Genomic DNA, 268 nt, shown 5'->3' with positions numbered 1-268 from the left:
CAATAAAACTGGCACCGTAGGCCACTTCGCCTTTGGCTTCGGCCAGCGGTTTGCCTTGCTCTAAGGTCATCAGACGGCCGAGATCGTCCTGGTTTTGCATAATCAGATCAAACCAGCGACGCAGGATCACCGCACGCTCTTTAGCGCTGGTTTTCGCCCAGGCCTTTTGCGCGGTATTGGCGCGTTCAATGGCAGAAACAATTTCCGCTTCATTCTGAGTCGGAATATGACACAACACTTCACCGTCAGCCGGATTGGTCACAGCCAG

The 268-nt window shown here is 53.7% G+C and carries 1 protein-coding gene; it reads right to left on the bottom strand.

The window, feature by feature from the left end; genetic code table 11:
- A partial coding sequence (locus tag R0J87_RS20955) for an aldehyde dehydrogenase family protein (protein ID WP_498888675.1) occupies positions 1-268 on the bottom strand: 268 nt, incomplete at its 3' end.

The sequence above is a fragment of the Halomonas sp. SIMBA_159 genome, from assembly GCF_046536035.1.
GTDB classification, from domain to species: Bacteria; Pseudomonadota; Gammaproteobacteria; order Pseudomonadales; family Halomonadaceae; genus Vreelandella; species Vreelandella venusta_A.
The sequence above is the reverse complement of the archived record's forward strand: the minus strand, read 5'-3'. Positions and strand labels throughout refer to the sequence as shown.